The organism is Zoogloea sp., from assembly GCF_041911615.1.
Taxonomy (GTDB): domain Bacteria; phylum Pseudomonadota; class Gammaproteobacteria; order Burkholderiales; family Rhodocyclaceae; genus Zoogloea.
In genome coordinates, this window is record NZ_JAYROR010000037.1 from 1 (window position 1) to 15894 (window position 15894).

Consider the following 15894-nt stretch of genomic DNA (forward strand, 5'->3'; position numbering starts at 1 on the left):
GGCATTGCCTTCCAGTTGGCGCTCGAAGCGGTCTCACCCCTATTGGGAGGACTCACCAAGTGGGCCAAAGGGCTGGAGACCTGGATCAACAATGCGCGCATCAACTCGTGCGAGACTGCCAAAGCCATCGTCAGCACGGCCGCCGAATCCGTCGGCTACAGCTCGCAGGAAACCTGCGCCGACCTCGCCGTCGAGATGGGCCTGGAGAGCGACCGGGATGCGGCACGCCGGCGTTGTGGCTCGGACCGGCCCAGCATCCTGGCGTCGGCACGTTCCTCCACCGATCCGAATGTGAAGAACAAGGCCCCCTTCGTCGGCAACCTGACCTGGAAGGCACTTCAGTACACGGGTTCCTACCTGGACGATCAGGAGCGCGAGCTGATCATGAGCCTGGTCGGCACCATCATCTACTACCCGGAGGAATCGGCGCGCGACCCCGAGCCGATCGCGCCCACCCTCACGTCGATCAGTCAGTTGCTGTACGGCCAGAGCGCGGCGGGCGGCACGGATGTCATCCAGCACATGCTGAAGTGCAACGACTACACCAACTGCGACGTGGTGACGCTGAACACCGGGTACACCCACACGCCCTTCACCGCCAAGGTCGAGGCGATGATGCGTTCCATCGCCGAGAAGATCGCTACGCGGACCGCCATTCCCAATAACTCGACTGAGGTCGGGTTCGTGAACCAGACCACAGAGCCGGTCTACAAGATGCTCTCCATCGGCACCAGCATCCCAGGCTCCGGCCTCTCCGACAGCCTGATCGCCCAGTACCGCGACGTCATCGCCGCCGACTACGCCTACGTTTTTCTGGAGCGCAACCTGCGTCTGGGCATGGCCGCCCTGGACAAGAACTACACGTTGCAGCAGACGCAACGTGACCAGGCCAACCAGATCCGCCAGCGTGCCCAGGCGATGCTCCTGCAGCTGTCGCAAGAAAAGAACCTGCTCTACCAGAAGGTGGGTTCCTTCCGGGCGGTGGCTAGCCACCTGGAACAGCTCGAGCGCCAGCTGCGCTCCAGCATGCCGCAGCACGTGATGGACATGCTCGGCCAGCAGGCCGCCTATCTGTCGCAGTAGCGCCGACGGAATCGCGCGAGGAGACAGAGCGCCATGTGGGAAATCTACGCCTACCAGAATGCCGATAGCCTGTTTGGTGTCTTCAATGCCGCCGCGGCAATCCATGTATCGGGCGACTACCTGTCGGCGGTCGCCGCTGTCGCCTTCTGCGGCTTCGTCGCGGCGCTCATCGCCTACGCTTTCGCCCCCGAGAAATTGCAGGGCTGGAAGTGGTTGGGCACGGTGGTGCTGGTGTTCTCGGTGCTGATCGTACCCAAGGTCACCGTGGGCATCGTCGACAAGACGGGCGGCTCCGCGGTCAAGATGGTCGACAACGTGCCCTTCGGGGTGGCCGTCCTGGGCAGCCTCACAAGTACCATCGGCAACACACTGACCGGGCTTTTCGAGACGGCCTTCCAGGTCATTCCGGGCATCGGCGCCCTGCCCGCCGAGCTCTCCTACCAGCAGAACGGCCTGATGTTCGGCAACCGCCTGATCCGCGAAACCGGCAACGTGGTGTTCCAGGACCCAGCCTTCCGCACCGACCTCATCAACTTCATCCACAACTGCACCACCTACGACCTGATCGACGGCACCCTCGATCCGGCCACGTTCTCCACGTCCGACGATGTCTGGCCGTTGATGGCCTCGCCCAATCCGGCGCGCTTCAGCACATTGACCGCCGCGGGCGGCAGCGTCGGCGTCGACACCTGCCCGACCGTCTACCAGAGCCTAAATGGGCGACTGCCGGCGCAGATCACCCGCATCCAGGGGCGGCTCGCCTTCCAGCTCAACCCGACGCTGCCCGGTGCCGCTGCCGCAGCCGTCATTGCCGGGCAGATCCAACAAGCCTATCTCAAGAACAGCATCGCCACCGCCGCGGCCACGGCTGCCGACCTCATCCGGCAGAACGCGGTGCTCAATGCGATCGAGGACACCAGCAAGATCGTCGGCCAGAAGGTCAACGATCCGGCGGCCATGGTGCTGGCGGTCGGCCGGGCGCAGGCCGTGGCCCAGCAGAATGCGACCTGGCTCAACTACGGCAAAGTGGCCGAGCAGGCCCTGCCGGTGTTCCGCAACGTGGTCGAGGCGGTGACCTACGCGATGTTCCCGCTCTTCGTCCTGCTCCTGCTGCTCACCAGCGGCCGCGAGACCATGATCGCCTTCAAGGGCTACGCGGCGGTGCTGATCTGGATCCAGCTCTGGCCCCCGCTCTACGCCATCCTCAACTACATGGCTTCGATCTACGCGGCCTACGATCTGGCGGCCGCGGCGGACCTCGGTACCGGCACCAAGGCGCTGGCCCTACAGACCGCCTCAACGATCTATTCGCGTGCGATCTCGGGCGAAGCCGTCGTCGGGTACCTGGCGATGAGTATCCCCTTCATCGCCTGGGCGGCCTTGAAGCGCATGGAGAACTTCGGGACGGCGCTGGTCGGCGGCCTGTCGGGCCTGCAGGCGATGATCTCGGGTGGCACCTCGGCCTCGACCGTCGGCAACATTTCCATGGGGAACGTGGGGATGGACCAGATGCACCTGGCGCCCAACCGCACCTCGGCCTTCATGCACAGCTGGCAAAACGACCTGAGCGGGAACACCTTCTCGTCGAATGTGCTGACCGGACGGACGGCCGTCAGCCTGCTGCGCAACCAGGGCTTTGCGTCGCGGATGGTCTCGATGCGTGTGTCCGAGCAGGATGTGGTGCAGGCCAGTCGGCAAGCCGATGCTGCGCGCGGCGAGGCAATCTCCGCAAATACCGAGCGATCGGCGGCTCTCACCGAGACTTTTACACAAGGCCTGGCAAAACTGCGATCCCTGCGCAGCAGCAGCGGCACAGTCTCAAGCAGCTTCGAGCAGATGGGCGAGACACTCAACCGGCTGGATCAGATCTCGAAAAACGTGGCGGACAGCACGGGCTTGACCCAGAGCCAAGTGGCGCAGATCGCCTTCGGTGCTACTGGCCACCTGGGGATCAATACCCCCGTAGCGGGCGCGGAACTTCAGGCCCGCGCCGGGAAGAACTACATGTCGGGTCTATCGGCTGCCCAGCAGAAGGTACTCAACAGCCTCACACAAGAGCAGATTGCGGAGTTCAAGCAGTTTGGCGATCGGGTGTCGCGCGATTCGAGCCTCATCAACAGTTTCGCCAAGGACTCCCGCGAGGCCCAGGAAATGTCGTCGCGGCTCGCCAGCGCTATGTCTCGAGCCGAGCGGGCCGATGCCACTTTCGCCGAAAGAACGGCCTTTGCGGAGCGCCTCTCACTGGCCAGGGACCGCGGAGAATCCCTTTCCATTGATATCGCCCAGGACCCGCACAACCTGGAGATGTTCCTGCGCTACGCCGAGCAGTATGGCGGCGACAGCGCCTCGGCGCTCTCCATGTTTGAGGCAGAACTCGCTCGCCAAGGCCTCAGGCCAAACCGGGTGTTTTCCGATGGCACGGCTCTACCCACTTCGTTCGACGACGTGCGCGTCCTGCACGACCGGCATGCCTCGGACCCGACCCTGGCGCCCGATCTCTCGGCCTCGGATCAACAGCACCGCGCGACAGTTGCGCGCTCCAACCGACCCACGCCGAGCGCTCACTCGGACACGAGCCCGCCTTCGCTGCGAAACGACGTACAGACTGAGGGCAAGGCCATCAGGAATGAAACCGCTTCGGCCAGATCCACCTTTGACCGAAAGGCAGAGATCGTCGATACCGCAGATGGCACCTTGGCCACCAAGAAATCCCTGCTCAAGCAATCGGGCAAGCAGGTAGTCGATGATGGCGCAGCATCGATCGACAATGCGAAGGAAGTGGTGAAAGATCTGCTTCGAAAGGACGAGTGATCAATCGGCCATTCCGCCAGTTCCGCCGAACTGTTTGCTGTCCGGGGATGGCGGCTTCATGAACTGTGGATGACCCTCGTCGCGCCAGTAGTTGTCCATGAGGTCTTCGGAGGAGGTACCGAGCCCGCGGAGGGCGCCGTCCCGACGAGGCGTCGCGCGACTGCCTAGACCGATTCTGGACAGGGCCGCACCAGCGGTTGCGCCGATAAGGCCGCCAAGAACCATCATGAACACTTTGACGGCCCACGTCTCACCCAGCGCCGACAGCAAACCAATGGCCAACCCCGCTATGACGAATCCGATGACAACGAGCTTTCTCATTTCGGCCTCCTGGCTTTCAGCCTACATCGGACCGTACAGATTTCAACGCCTCAGCCTGACTCAGCCTGATCCCGACTTGCATTGCCACCACCAAGGCTGAGGCTGGAAGAGTCATATCCATTGGATAAGGCAAAGGCACGAACCTACGCCACCCTCCCAGTGCGTAGGGGTACCACTTTGGCCCCGGCAATCCATCCATCAACCATGTCGGCCCAGCTTTGCAGCATTTCCCGGCGCTGCTCGGCGTACTCAGCCTTGTTATAGACGGCGCGCACGCCTCGCTGCTCGTGTGCCAGGCACTTCTCGATCCAGTCGGTATTGAAGCCCGCCTCATGCAAAAGCGTCGAGCCTGTCCGGCGCAGGTCATGAACGCAGAAATGCGGTAGTTCATGGCCCTCCTTTTGGGCTTTTTCGACCACAGCGGCAATCACTCGATTGAGGGTCGCCTCGCTCATTGGCTTGTCGGTCTCGTATCTGCCGGGGAGCAGGTACGGGCTGCTGCCCGCGCACGTCTTGAGCCCTACCAGCAGATCGAGCGCTTGCTGGCTCAGGTAGACCACGTGCGGCCGACGGGCCTTCATGCGTTCGGCTGGGACTGTCCAAGTGGCCGCCTCGAAATCAACCTCTTTCCACGTCGCCTGAAGCAGTTCCCCCTTGCGGCACATGCTCAGGAGGATGAACTTAAGCGCCAGCTTGAAGGTGGGCAGCGTCCCGACGCTATCCAGGACAGTGAAGAAAGTCCTGATCTCCCCCGGCGTCAGCGCCCGCTCCCGCGGCTTGAACGTCGCGATGGCCGAGGCTTTCACATTCTCGGCCGGATTCTCGATCTTGAGGCCGCGTGCCATGGCGTGACGGTAAACCTGCTGGATGATTTCGCGGGCATGCACCGCCGTCGCCGGCGCTCCCCGCTCCTTGATCTTCTCGCACAAGTCGAACACCTGGCTGGACGTGATTTCTTCGAGCTTGCGTTTGCCCAACTTGGGCAGTACGTCACGGTCGAGAATGCTCTTGCGCATCGCTACTGTACTGTCGGCCAAGCCGGCGTCGCGCAGCCAAATGTCGGCAAACGCCTTGAAGGTGCCCGATTCCCGCAATTCCCGTTTACCGTCAGCCTTGTCTCGTGCCGGCGACTCGCCGCGGCTGACGGCATTCTTCGCCCGCGCCAGAAGTTCGCGCGCATCGGCCAGCGACAAGGGATCGCCGTACTTGATGGTCTCAGGGTCACGCTTGGGCTGGCTGGCTTGGAACTCGTCGTACTGGCCCAAGCTAAGGGTTTCGCGCCGGCCCGCCAAGCGGTAGTCATAGCGGAAGGTCACGGTGCCCTTTGGCGAAACCACTACGTACATGCCGTCACGGTCTGGAACCTTGTAAGCCCTTTCCTGGGGCTTGAGGTTCTTCAGTTTCATGTCGCTCAGGGCCATCGCCTTGTCCTCCACGGGATTCGCGTTTACCGTCAGAGCATCAAGACGGTAAACGGTTCGCTGATCAGCACACCCCAAACTATACCGTCATTTTTACCGTTGAAAAGTGTGGGATTTGTATGCACGTCATGGGACGACAAAAAGACAAAGACCCTTGAAAAATCAAGGGCCTCTGGCGGTTGGCGGGTCGTTGTGGGACCCTATGAAACGCTACCGAATCATTCCCACTCGATCGTTGCAGGCGGCTTGCCGGAAATGTCGTAGACGACTCGGTTGATGCCACGCACTTCGTTGATGATCCGGTTGCTCACCTTGCCAAGCAGGCCATGGGGGAGTTCAGCCCAGTGGGCGGTCATGAAGTCCTGGGTCTGCACGGCGCGCAGGGCTACGACGTATTCGTAGGTGCGGCCATCGCCCATCACGCCGACGCTCTTCACCGGCAGGAACACCGCGAAGGCCTGGCTCGTCTTGTCGTACCAGTCGGCCGCGCGCAGTTCGTCGATGAAGATCGCGTCGGCGCGGCGCAGCAGATCGGCGTATTCCTTCTTGACCTCACCGAGGATGCGCACACCCAGGCCCGGGCCGGGGAACGGGTGGCGATAGACCATCTCGTGGGGCAGACCCAGGGCGATGCCCAGCTCACGCACCTCGTCCTTGAACAGCTCGCGCAGCGGCTCGAGGAGCTTGAGGTTGAGGGTTTCGGGCAGGCCGCCGACGTTGTGGTGGCTCTTGATGGCGTGGGCCTTGCCGGTCTTCGCGCCGGCGGATTCGATCACGTCAGGGTAGATGGTGCCCTGGGCCAGCCACTTGGCGCTGGGCAGCTTGGCGGCTTCGGCCTGGAACACTTCCACGAACTCGCGGCCGATGATCTTGCGCTTGGCTTCCGGATCGGTCACGCCGGCCAGGTGGCCCATGAACTGCGCGGATGCATCCACGTGGATGACCTTGACACCCAGGTTGCGGGCGAACATCTGCATGACCATCTCGCCCTCGTTGAGGCGCAAGAGGCCGTTGTCGACGAACACGCAGGTGAGCTGATCGCCGATGGCCTTGTGCAGCAGCGCGGCAACGACCGACGAATCGACGCCGCCGGAGAGGCCGAGGATGACCTCGTCCGAACCCACCTGGGCGCGCACCTTCTCGATGGCTTCGTTCACGTAGTCGGGCATGTTCCAGTCGTGCTGGCAGCCGCAGATCTCGTGCACGAAGCGGGCGATCATCTCCTTGCCCTTGAGGGTGTGGGTCACTTCCGGGTGGAACTGCACTGCGTAGAACTTGCGCGCCTCGTCGGCCATGGCCGCGATGGGCGTGGACTCGTTGGAGGCGATGACCTTGAAGCCCGGCGGTAGTTCGGTGACCTTGTCGCCGTGGCTCATCCACACGTCGAGCAGGCCGTGACCATCGCTGTTGCTGCGGTCCTGGATGTTGCGGAAGAGCTCGGAGTGGCCGCGGGCGCGGATCTCGGCGTAGCCGAACTCGCGCTTACCGGAACTCTCGACCTTGCCGCCGAGCTGGCTGGCCATGGTCTGCATGCCGTAGCAGATGCCCAGCACCGGCACGCCGGCCTCGAACACCGCCGCCGGCGCCTTCCATTCGGTGGCCTCATAGACAGAATTCGGGCCGCCGGACAGGATGATCCCCTGGGGCGCAAAGGCGCGGACGAAGTCGTCGGACACGTCGAAGGGGTGGATTTCGCAGTACACCTGCTGTTCGCGCACGCGACGGGCGATGAGCTGGGTGACCTGGGAGCCGAAATCGAGGATCAGGATTTTCTTGTGCACGGCGGGTTCCGAAGGGTTAAAACAGGAAGCCCAACATTATACAACCGTAGGCAAGGCCGTCAGGAAATGGCAGCATTTAGCCGCGGCCAGAAAGCCCAACGCCTCCGAAAGACCCCAATATGAAAACCCCACGCCTCGTCGTCGGCATCAGTGGTGCCAGCGGCTTCCAGTACGGCATCAAGGCCCTCGAGCTCCTGCGCCCGCTCGACGTGGAGGTGCATCTCGTCATCTCGAAGGGCGCCCAGCTTACCCGCGCGATGGAAACCGACGTCCCGCCCGGCGCCGCCGAAGCCCTGGCCGATGTGGTGCACCCGGTGCAGAATCTCGGCGCCGCGATTTCCAGCGGCTCGTTCGCCACCCTCGGCATGCTGGTGGCGCCGTGCTCGATGAGCACCCTCGGCGCCATCGCCCACGGCATCACCGACAATCTCCTCACCCGAGCCGCCGACGTGGTGCTGAAAGAACGCCGCCGGCTGGTGCTGATGGTGCGCGAAACGCCGCTCCACCTGGGGCACCTGCGCAACATGGTGGCGGTCACGGAGATGGGCGGCATCGTCTTCCCGCCAGTGCCGGCGCTCTATCATCGCCCCGCCTCGGTGGACGAACTCGTCGCCCATAGCGTCGGTCGAGCCCTCGACCTGTTCGGGCTGAGCGTCCCAAACCAGCCCCGCTGGGGCGAAACGGCTGCCGACAGCGATTAAGAATCGCCGCACCGTGAGCTGCGCGGTGCGATTCGCGTCGCAAGCGCGCGAGACCTGGGCGACACCTACGAAAAGGGTGGAACCCCTTCTCTGGGGTACTCAGCGTCGGGCTGACCTGGGCGGCCCCAAACCGGCTCATAGAGGCTAACGATCTGCAGCATGGACTCGATCGCTTCAAGCTCTTCCAGTTTCGCCTTGTCGAGACTCTCCAGTTTCAAGACATGAAGTATCCGCGGACCAAGCAAGTGCTCGATGCCCGCGCGCCTGGCAATGCGTCTGATGCGGTTGCGAACGATCTGCGGTGGATCTTTGAGGACGGGGTTGTACATGGCCCGGCTTTGGATGACGAGAGATCAGTCACTATGCCTGTGCGGCAGCGGCGCGTCAGCGGCGTCCACCACGCTTGAGCAAGCCGCAGGGGCTGTTGCATGACTTTCGTCTCAGCGTCGACTTAATCATCTCGAAACACACCCAACCCTTCAAAATCCTGTCAATTTAAATAAAGTCAACAAAAATCTAATATTAAGAATATCTTAAGGTTCGATTTGTATCTTTCGAGCAACAAAATAACTACTGGACGCGCCTGATCCCAGGACCGCGACCTCGTTGGCTCGTGAAACATTTCGGACTGCAGGGTAGATCCGGCTGGGTTGTCGGACTGCTCCTTCTACTCGCGGCACTTCAAACCGCCTACAACGCCCGTATTCCGCTGATGGGCGACGAGGCCTATTACTGGTCGTGGAGCCGCCACCTCGCTCTTTCCTACTTCGACCATCCCCCGATGATCGCGTGGCTACTCAGGCTCACGACTACCGGGGCGACGAACGAGCTTGCCGTCCGGTTGGTGCCGGTCGGTTGCTTCACGGCAACGGCCTGGCTTATCTGGCGACTGGCGCAGGAGACTGCCGGCGACCGGGCCGCCGCGCTGTCGCTGGTCATCTTCCTGGCGATGCCCGCCACGCACATCGGGGCCTTCGCCGCGGTGCCTGATGCGCCACTGATGCTCTTCTGGACCGTGGCGCTCTACACCGGCCACCGCATGTTGCAGAGCGACGCACTCCGCTGGCCACTGCTCACCGGCGTGGCCATCGGGCTTGCGCTGCTGTCGAAATACACGGCGATTCTCTTTCCGGCTCAATTGTTGCTGTTCCTGGCCGTCTGGCGTCGCGACAAGCTGACCCAGGGGCGCAACTGGCTGGCTGCTCCCGTCGCATTGGCGGTGTTTTCGCCGGTTCTGATCTGGAACGCCGAACACGACTGGGTGAGTTTTGCGTTCCAGTACCGCCATGGTGCGGACGAAGGCCACGGCATCGACTGGCGCGAGTGGGCCGGCTTCGTGGGCGGCACCTTTGCGGTGTTCTCCCCCGTTCTCCTGGGGGTTGCGCTCATGGCGGCGACGCGCGCCCTCAGGAACGCTTCGGAGAGTCGTCGCTATCTCGCGGTGGCGTGCTTGTTCCCGCTGGCCTTCTTTGCCTGGAAAGGGCTCTTTCGCAAAGTTGAGCTCAACTGGGTGGCCATCGCGTTTCCGGCGGCCACGATTCTTGCCGGCGCGTATCTGGCCGAGCGCAGGCTCATCCGGACCGCAGTGTTCGGTCTCGTGCTCGCACTGCTGCTGACCGCCATCGTCAAGTTTCCGCTTGCCTTCGGATTGCCCGCCAAGCTCAACCCGTTCAACCGCTTCTACTCGAACCAGGCGGTCGTGGAGGCCTTGCTCAGCTTCCGACGTGATGGCGAGCCCCTTCTCGCCGACCACTACACGACGGCGTCCCTGCTCAGCTTCTACTCACCGGACCATCCCGTTGTGACGATTCCCACGACCACGCGACCGAGCCAGTACGACATCCGGGATGAGAAGCCCGCCGGCGTCCGACCCCACGGCCTCTACCTCACCTCGACCCGACAAGGGGGCCCCCTGTCGTGCAGTGAGCTGGAGTGGAAGTGCGGCGGCGCCCTGTTTCTCAAGACTCTGACCCTCCAGGCGCCGGGCTTCCAGCCCCGCACCTTCCGCTTTTATCGTTGCGGTAGCTAATCCCATGCGCATCGTCATCATCGTTCCCACCTACAACGAGCGAAAGAACATCGCCTCGCTGCTGCATGCCATCGAGCGTCACTGCGAACAGCTCGTCGAGGAGGATGCCGGCCTCGACCCCCACGTGCTGGTGGTCGACGACCATTCGCCTGATGGCACCGGCGACGAGGTGCGCCGGCTTCAGGGCCGAATTCCCAACCTGCACCTGCTCGAAGGACGCAAGGCCGGGCTCGGCGCGGCCTACATTCGAGGCATGCGCCACGCGATTCAACAGCTAGGGGCGGATGTCGTGTTCGAGATGGATGCGGATTTTTCCCATAAACCTGCGGATCTGCCTCGCCTTCTGGCCCCGCTGCGCAAAGGTGAGGCCGACTTCGTGATCGGCAGTCGCTACGTCAAGGGCGGCAGCATTCCGGCCAATTGGGGCTGGAAACGCCGCCTCAACTCCCTGGGCGGCAATCTCGTGGCACGCCATGGCGCGCGCCTGCAGGGCGTGCGTGACTGCACGGCGGGGTTCCGGGCAATTCGCTGCTCGGTGTTGCGAAAGATCGATCTGAGTACGCTGAATGTGAAGGGCTACGTATTCCAGGTGGCCTTGCTGGGCGCCGCCCTCGAGGCAGGGGCACGCGTGCGCGAGGTTCCAGTCGATTTTGTGGACCGCACTGAAGGGGTGTCCAAGCTGCAACTGTCGGACGTGACCGAGTTCGTGCGATACGCTCTGGCACACCGGATATCCGCATCGCAGACCGCGATTCGCTTTGCGACGGTCGGCGCCTCGGGCGTCGCGGTCAATCTCACCGCGTTCACGATCCTGCTCGCGGTGGGGCTGAACAAATACCTGGCGTCGCCGTGTGCGGAAGAGATCGCCATCCTCTCCAATTTCATGCTCAACGATTGGTGGACTTTTGGTGCCCAACCCAAGCACGAAGGGCTGCACGTCAGAGCGATGAAATTCAACGCCGTATCGTTGCTGGCGCTTTGCGTGAGTACGTTCACCTTCATGCTTACCCATCGCACCTTCCCGCATCTGCCCCTCCAGCTCTGCCAAGTTTCTAGCGTTCTGCCCGCGTGGCTGGTGAACTACAACCTGAATCGCCGCTGGACGTTCGGACGGCGAGTGTCGGGCTGAGCGATGCGGACACTCGCTCCGCTCTCATCGACATACCGAGGCTCGAAGGTGCGGTTGGGATGCGGTTCATCGCCGATCTTCGATCAGGCCCCCAGGCAGGCGGCTCATCGCCGATCTTCGATCAGGCCCCCCAGGCAGGCGGCTGACTGCCGGCTAACATCGTCGGCGCCGTTGGCACGTTTCAGAAAAAATCCAACCGCCGCTACCGAAACTTCGCCGGGCGCTCGACCATCACATCCCGCGGCGCTGATTTCCACGCGTAACGTGGCCACGTGAGGTAGTCCAGATGCCCGTCACCGTGCAGGGCGGCACCTTTCCCTTGTGGGCCTGCTCCATCGCCCGGGCGCATGCCGGCGACGTTTCAGCCCCTCCCATGCGACAATCGCGGCCGAAATCGACATCTCCGGCCGGCGACCGATCTTTACCTGCCGCCCAGCACCGTCGACGGGCTTCTACAGCGCTAGACCCAAGTCCGGTACTGGGCAAATCCCCGCAGACGCCGGCCAGGATACTTGTCGAGAGCAAGGATTTCCCCGGGTGCAAGGAGCTTGGCCGCGCGCGTCGAAGGTGGTCATGGTGTGACTTTGGAGCAATTGCCGCACCCCGCGGTATCGCAAAGGAAGCGACACCGAAAGCCTCAGTTTCACTGCGCGGCGACCAAGAAGTGACTGGCAAGGTCATCGGCACCACCGACATGAATTTGTAAGCAGGATCAACGGCTTGAACAATAAAACGGAAAGATTTCAGGGCCTGACGGACGACGAGATCAGCACCCACACCCCGATGATGCAGCAGTACCTCCGCATTAAAAGGGATCACCCGGACACGCTCCTCTTCTACCGGATGGGTGACTTCTACGAGCTCTTCTTCGAGGACGCCGAGAAGGCCGCGCGGCTGATGGACATCACCCTCACCACGCGGGGCGCGTCTGCCGGGCAGCCGATCAAGATGGCCGGTGTGCCCCATCACGCGGTCGAGCAATACCTCGCGCGCCTCGTCAAGCTGGGCGAATCCGTGGTGATCGCCGAGCAGGTGGGCGACCCGGGCGCCACCAAGGGGCCGATGGAGCGCGCGGTGTCGCGCATCGTCACGCCCGGCACGCTCACCGACGCCGCGCTGCTCGACGACAAGGCCGACGCGCCGCTGCTCGCCGTCAACCTCCACCGGGGCGTACTAGGCCTGGCCTGGCTCAACCTCGCCAACGGGGATTTCCGGGTGCTCGAATGCGATGCGCCGCAACTGGCTGCCCAGTTCGAGCGCCTACGCCCGGCCGAGGTGCTGATCCCCGACGGCCTGCGTCTGCCGCTGCTCGATCAGCTTGCCCCCAGCCTGCGCCGGCTGGCCGACTGGCAGTTCGACGCCGAGACCGCCCGCCGCCTGCTCACCAGCCACTTTGGCACCCGCGATCTGGCCGGCTTTGGCGCCGACGAGATGCCCGTCGCCCTGGCCGCGGCGGCTGCGCTCTTCGACTACGCCCGCGCCACCCAGCGTCAGGCCCTGGCCCACATCACCGCGCTCACCGCCGAGCGCGATTCGGCCTACCTGCGCCTCGACGCCGCCACCCGGCGCAATCTGGAACTCACCGAAACCCTGCGCGGCGAGGCTTCGCCCACGCTGCTGTCGCTCCTCGACACTTGCGCCACCAGCATGGGCTCGCGCTGGCTGCGCCACGCGCTGCACCATCCGCTGCGCGACCGCGCCATCGCCGCCCATCGCCACGCCGCCGTGGCCGAGCTGGGTGAAGGCCCGGCCGAAACCGCCCGCCGCATCCTGCGCGGCGTGTCGGACGTGGAGCGCATCACCGCCCGCGTCGCCTTGCGCAGCGCCCGCCCGCGCGATCTCTCCGCCCTGCGCGACAGCCTCGGCCGCCTCGCCGAACTCCGCGCCGCCCTCGGCACGCCCACCGCACCGCTGCTGCAGCGAATGATGGAAGAACTCGCCACGCCGGATGACGCGCTGGGCCTGCTCGTCGCCGCCATCGCGCCCGAGCCGTCCACCGTGCTCCGTGATGGCGGCGTGATCGCCGAAGGCTTCGACGCGGATCTCGACGAGCTGCGCGGCATCCAGACCAACTGCGGCGCCTTCCTGCTGGAACTCGAAGCCCGCGAGCGTGAGCGCACCGGCGTGCCCAACCTCAAGGTCGAGTTCAACCGCGTCCACGGTTTCTACATCGAGATCTCCGCCGCCAACGCCGCCAAGATCGAGCTGCCCGACGACTACCGCCGCCGCCAGACCCTGAAGAACGCCGAGCGCTTCATCACGCCGGAGCTCAAGGCCTTCGAGGACAAGGCGCTATCGGCCCAGGAGCGCGCCCTCGCCCGCGAGAAGCTGCTCTACGAGGACATCCTCGACAAGCTCGCCGCCGACATCCCGCGCTTCCAGCGCATCGCCCGGGCCTGCGCGGTGCTGGACGGCCTCTCGGCCTTTGCCGAGGCCGCCGCGCGCTACGGCTACGCCCAGCCGCAGTTCTCGGATCAGCCGGGCATCGAGATCAATGCGGGTCGTCATCCGGTGGTCGAACGGCAGGTGGAAAACTTCATCGCCAACGACTGCCGGCTCGACCCGACCCGCCGCATGCTGCTCATCACCGGCCCCAACATGGGCGGTAAATCGACCACCATGCGGCAGGTTGCGCTCATCGTGCTGCTCGCCCACGTGGGCTGCTTCGTGCCGGCGAGCGCCGCGCGCATCGGGCCGGTGGACGCCATCTTCACCCGCATCGGCGCGTCGGACGACCTCGCCTCCGGGCGTTCGACCTTCATGGTCGAGATGACCGAAGCGGCCAGCATCCTCCACGGCGCCACCGATCAGAGCCTGGTGCTGATGGACGAGATCGGCCGTGGCACCTCCACCTTCGATGGCGTGGCGCTGGCCGTGGCGATCGCCCGTCACCTGCTCGAGAAGAACCGCTGCTGGACGCTGTTCGCCACCCATTATTTCGAGCTCACCCGGCTGTCGCAGGATTACCCGGAGTGCGCCAATGTGCACCTCGATGCCGTCGAGCACAACCACGGCATCGTCTTCCTGCACGCACTGGAAGAAGGCCCGGCCAGCCAGAGCTACGGGATCGAGGTGGCGGCGCTCGCCGGCATCCCCGGCACCGTGGTGCGCGACGCCAAGCGACGCCTGCGTGCGCTGGAAAACCGCGAAATCAGCGGCGGCCCGCAGGCCGACTTGTTCGCCAGTCTGCCATCCGAGGAGCCCGAGACCATGTCGCACCCGGTGCTCGGCGCCCTGGCCGACATCGACCCGGACGCCCTTACCCCGCGCGAAGCCCTCGAAGCCCTGTACGAACTCAAACGGCTGAGCGCCTGATGTCCGGCCAGCTGCGTCGCCTTGCCGCCCTCGTCGGGTTGATCCTCACCTTCGCGCCGCCGGCGGGTGCCGCGGAACCGTTCAGCTTCGGCGTATTCGGCGACACGCCCTACAACGGTTTCGAACGCCGTCAGCTTCCCGCACTGATCGCCGAGATGAACGCCGAGCCGCTGCGCTTCGTCGTTCACGACGGTGACGTCAAGAGCGGTGGCGAACGCTGCGACGATGCCGTGTACGAAGAACGTCTGGCGGTTTTCCAGGAGAGCCATCATCCCTTCGTCTTCGTGCCGGGGGACAACGACTGGACCGACTGTCACCGTGCCAGCAACGGCGGCTTCGCGCCGCTGGAGCGCCTGGCGCGGCTGCGCCAGCTGTTCTTCGCCGAGCCGCACCGAAGCCTCGGCCGCAATACGATGGCGGTCGAGACCCAGGCCGACGATCCCATCTTCAACGGCTGGCCCGAGCACCTTCGCTGGCAGATCGGCCCGGTGCTGTTCGTCACGCTCAACGTGCCCGGCAGCAACAATAATTTCGGACGCACATCCACGCCGAGCGACGAATTCGTGCGCCGCAGCGCCGCCGTGCGCGCCTGGCTCGGGGCCGCCTTCGCGCGGGCACGGGCCCAGGGGCTGGAAGGCGTCGTGATCATCCAGCAGGGCAACCCGGATCTCGAAGATTTCAGCGCAGGCCGGCCCAGCCGCGGCTACCGCGCGTTACTGGAACAGCTTCTGGCCGAGATGCGCACGTTCTCCGGGGAGGTGGTGCTGGTGCACGGGGATAGCCACGTGCACCGCATCGACCACCCGCTGCGCGACCCCACCACCGATCTTCCGGTGGAAGCCCTGACGCGCGTCGAGACCTTCGGTTCGCCCTTCATGGGGTGGGTCCGGATCGACGTCGAACCCGGACGCCGCCCGCTGTTCCGCTACCAGTCGCGGCATTATTCGCCGGCGCGGAGCAACTGATGCTCACTGCTGCTTCGGGCGCATCCGTTCCTGCACGCTCAGCAGCGCCAGCCGCACGCTTTCCGCGGCCGCCTCGACGCCATCGGTGGCGGCCGCTTCCTGCACCACGTGGTAATGCAGCACCAGCAAGCCACGCATCTTCTGCCATGCAATCTCGTTACGCTGGTTGCACAGGCTGGTGTCGCCCCGCAGCACCGCCTCGGCGACACCGGGCTGGAGCAGTGGCACGTCGCACAACTGCGCCAGCCGCGCGATTTCCAGATCGATGGCGGCCAGCTCCTGGTTGAAATTTTCGAAAGTGCTCATCATTCATCTCCTTCAGACCCTTCGACGCCGGG

At 64.2% G+C, this 15894-nt stretch carries 12 protein-coding genes; 7 read left to right on the forward strand and 5 right to left on the reverse strand.

The features are described from left to right. The coding region (locus ACE3P2_RS04065; RefSeq protein WP_374261357.1) for a conjugal transfer protein TraH at window positions 1–1083 on the forward strand (1083 nt) is incomplete at its 5' end. Window positions 1084–1116: 33 nt separating this feature from the next. Further along, on the forward strand, window positions 1117–3894 hold the full coding sequence (locus tag ACE3P2_RS04070; protein ID WP_374261359.1) for a conjugal transfer protein TraG N-terminal domain-containing protein: 2778 nt from the start codon (window positions 1117–1119) through the stop codon (window positions 3892–3894). On the opposite strand, the gene ACE3P2_RS04075 is transcribed toward ACE3P2_RS04070, so the two are convergent. The 3 genes from ACE3P2_RS04075 to guaA form a co-directional block, all read right to left on the reverse strand. Further along, window positions 3895–4215: a hypothetical protein gene (locus tag ACE3P2_RS04075; protein WP_374261361.1), complete on the reverse strand. Its 321-nt coding sequence runs from the start codon at window positions 4213–4215 to the stop codon at window positions 3895–3897. Between the two features lie 143 nt (window positions 4216–4358). Further along, complete coding sequence (locus ACE3P2_RS04080) at window positions 4359–5636, reverse strand: tyrosine-type recombinase/integrase (protein ID WP_374261363.1); 1278 nt, start codon at window positions 5634–5636, stop codon at window positions 4359–4361. A 218-nt stretch (window positions 5637–5854) separates the two neighbouring features. Beyond that, window positions 5855–7417, reverse strand: a complete 1563-nt coding sequence (gene guaA, locus ACE3P2_RS04085; RefSeq protein WP_374261365.1) for a glutamine-hydrolyzing GMP synthase — start codon at window positions 7415–7417, stop codon at window positions 5855–5857. 119 nt (window positions 7418–7536) lie between these two features. On the opposite strand from guaA, the gene ACE3P2_RS04090 reads away from it, so the two are divergent. After that, the gene (locus ACE3P2_RS04090) at window positions 7537–8118 is read left to right on the forward strand and encodes a UbiX family flavin prenyltransferase (protein WP_374261367.1); all 582 of its coding nucleotides are present in this window, start codon (window positions 7537–7539) and stop codon (window positions 8116–8118) included. Window positions 8119–8183: 65 nt separating this feature from the next. On the opposite strand, the gene ACE3P2_RS04095 is transcribed toward ACE3P2_RS04090, so the two are convergent. Next, window positions 8184–8447, reverse strand: coding sequence for a hypothetical protein (locus tag ACE3P2_RS04095; protein WP_374261369.1), 264 nt, complete (start codon window positions 8445–8447; stop codon window positions 8184–8186). 383 nt (window positions 8448–8830) lie between these two features. Here ACE3P2_RS04095 and ACE3P2_RS04100 point away from each other — a divergent pair, with 383 nt between their 5' ends. The 4 genes from ACE3P2_RS04100 (at window position 8831) to ACE3P2_RS04115 (ending at window position 15556) form a co-directional block, all read left to right on the forward strand. Next, window positions 8831–10147 carry an ArnT family glycosyltransferase gene (locus ACE3P2_RS04100; RefSeq protein WP_374261371.1) on the forward strand — a complete coding sequence of 439 codons (1317 nt, stop codon included), beginning with the start codon at window positions 8831–8833 and terminating at the stop codon, window positions 10145–10147. 4 nt (window positions 10148–10151) lie between these two features. Beyond that, window positions 10152–11276, forward strand: a complete 1125-nt coding sequence (locus ACE3P2_RS04105; RefSeq protein ID WP_374261373.1) for a glycosyltransferase — start codon at window positions 10152–10154, stop codon at window positions 11274–11276. Window positions 11277–12059: 783 nt separating this feature from the next. Then, window positions 12060–14591: a DNA mismatch repair protein MutS gene (gene mutS, locus ACE3P2_RS04110; protein WP_374261538.1), complete on the forward strand. Its 2532-nt coding sequence runs from the start codon at window positions 12060–12062 to the stop codon at window positions 14589–14591. Further along, complete coding sequence (locus tag ACE3P2_RS04115) at window positions 14591–15556, forward strand: hypothetical protein (protein WP_374261374.1); 966 nt, start codon at window positions 14591–14593, stop codon at window positions 15554–15556. The genes mutS and ACE3P2_RS04115 overlap by 1 nt, the downstream gene beginning before the upstream one ends. A 3-nt stretch (window positions 15557–15559) precedes the next feature. On the opposite strand, the gene ACE3P2_RS04120 is transcribed toward ACE3P2_RS04115, so the two are convergent. Then, window positions 15560–15862: a hypothetical protein gene (locus tag ACE3P2_RS04120; protein ID WP_374261376.1), complete on the reverse strand. Its 303-nt coding sequence runs from the start codon at window positions 15860–15862 to the stop codon at window positions 15560–15562. Between the last annotated feature and the right edge of the window lie 32 nt (window positions 15863–15894).

What these genes read in the sequence shown, in the direction of transcription:
- ACE3P2_RS04120 (WP_374261376.1), bottom strand. Translation starts at nt 15,862, where the DNA reads ATGAGCACTTTCGAAAATTTCAACCAGGAGCTGGCCGCCATCGATCTG.
- ACE3P2_RS04100 (WP_374261371.1), top strand. Translation starts at nt 8,831, where the DNA reads ATGGGCGACGAGGCCTATTACTGGTCGTGGAGCCGCCACCTCGCTCTT.
- ACE3P2_RS04090 (WP_374261367.1), top strand. Translation starts at nt 7,537, where the DNA reads ATGAAAACCCCACGCCTCGTCGTCGGCATCAGTGGTGCCAGCGGCTTC.
- ACE3P2_RS04075 (WP_374261361.1), bottom strand. Translation starts at nt 4,215, where the DNA reads ATGAGAAAGCTCGTTGTCATCGGATTCGTCATAGCGGGGTTGGCCATT.
- ACE3P2_RS04095 (WP_374261369.1), bottom strand. Translation starts at nt 8,447, where the DNA reads ATGTACAACCCCGTCCTCAAAGATCCACCGCAGATCGTTCGCAACCGC.
- ACE3P2_RS04115 (WP_374261374.1), top strand. Translation starts at nt 14,591, where the DNA reads ATGTCCGGCCAGCTGCGTCGCCTTGCCGCCCTCGTCGGGTTGATCCTC.
- ACE3P2_RS04105 (WP_374261373.1), top strand. Translation starts at nt 10,152, where the DNA reads ATGCGCATCGTCATCATCGTTCCCACCTACAACGAGCGAAAGAACATC.
- ACE3P2_RS04080 (WP_374261363.1), bottom strand. Translation starts at nt 5,636, where the DNA reads ATGGCCCTGAGCGACATGAAACTGAAGAACCTCAAGCCCCAGGAAAGG.
- ACE3P2_RS04070 (WP_374261359.1), top strand. Translation starts at nt 1,117, where the DNA reads ATGTGGGAAATCTACGCCTACCAGAATGCCGATAGCCTGTTTGGTGTC.
- mutS (WP_374261538.1), top strand. Translation starts at nt 12,060, where the DNA reads ATGATGCAGCAGTACCTCCGCATTAAAAGGGATCACCCGGACACGCTC.